The sequence below is a fragment of the Streptomyces sp. ID05-39B genome, from assembly GCF_033794725.1.
Taxonomy (GTDB): Bacteria; Actinomycetota; Actinomycetes; order Streptomycetales; family Streptomycetaceae; genus Streptomyces; species Streptomyces bobili.
The window spans coordinates 1-774 of record NZ_JARGEF010000534.1 but is presented as its reverse complement, the minus strand read 5'-3'; the positions used below and the strand labels follow the sequence as shown (position 1 = coordinate 774).

Here is a 774-nt window from a genome sequence, read left to right as displayed (position 1 = left end):
CGCCGATGCCGGCGCTCATCACGCCACCGAAGATGTAGACGAAGAGCAGCAGCATCATGATCGGCGTGAGCAGCAGGTTCAGGGTGAGGGACGGGTAGCGCCGGGCGTGCAGGAGGTTGCGGCGCAGCATGGTGTTCGAGTCGCGTACGGCGAGGGAGAGGGCGCTCATCGGACGTTCTCCTTGGACTGGTGGGGGACGCTGCCCGGGCCGGTGAGGGCGAAGAAGACATCGTCGAGGTCGGGGGTGTGCACGGTCAGCTCGTCGGCCTCGACGCCGGCCGCGTCGAGCCGGTCGAGGACGGCGCGCAGTTCGCGCTGGCTGCCGTCGGAGGGGATCTGCAGGGCGAGGGCGTCGTCGTCCCGTGCGACCTCGCGCAGCGCGGTGGCGGCTGCCTCGTAGCCTCGTGGGTCCTCGAAGCGCAGCCGGACGTGGCCGCCGGGAATGAGCCGCTTCAGCTCGTCGGCGGTGCCCTGGGCGGCGATCCTGCCGTCGCTCAACACCGCGATGCGGTCGGCGAGTTCGTCGGCCTCCTCCAGATACTGGGTGGTGAGGAAGACGGTGACGCCGTCGGAGACGAGCCCGCGGATGATCTGCCACATGTTGTGGCGCGAGCGCGGGTCGAGGCCGGTGGTGGGCTCGTCGAGGAAGATGATCCGCGGGTCGCCGACCAGGGTCATGGCCAGGTCGAGGCGGCGCTTCATGCCGCCGGAGTAGGTGGAGGCGGGCTTCTTCGCGGCCTCGGTCAGGTCGAAGCGCTCCAGCAGATCGGCGGC

At 70.2% G+C, this 774-nt stretch carries 1 protein-coding gene and 1 pseudogene; both read right to left on the bottom strand.

From position 1 onward, the window contains the following. A pseudogene (locus tag P1P75_RS41750) lies at positions 1-169 on the bottom strand (ABC transporter permease); the annotation flags it as partial. Further along, the coding region (locus P1P75_RS41745) for an ATP-binding cassette domain-containing protein (RefSeq protein ID WP_319265312.1) at positions 166-774 on the bottom strand (609 nt) is incomplete at its 5' end. The pseudogene P1P75_RS41750 and the gene P1P75_RS41745, both read right to left, overlap by 4 nt.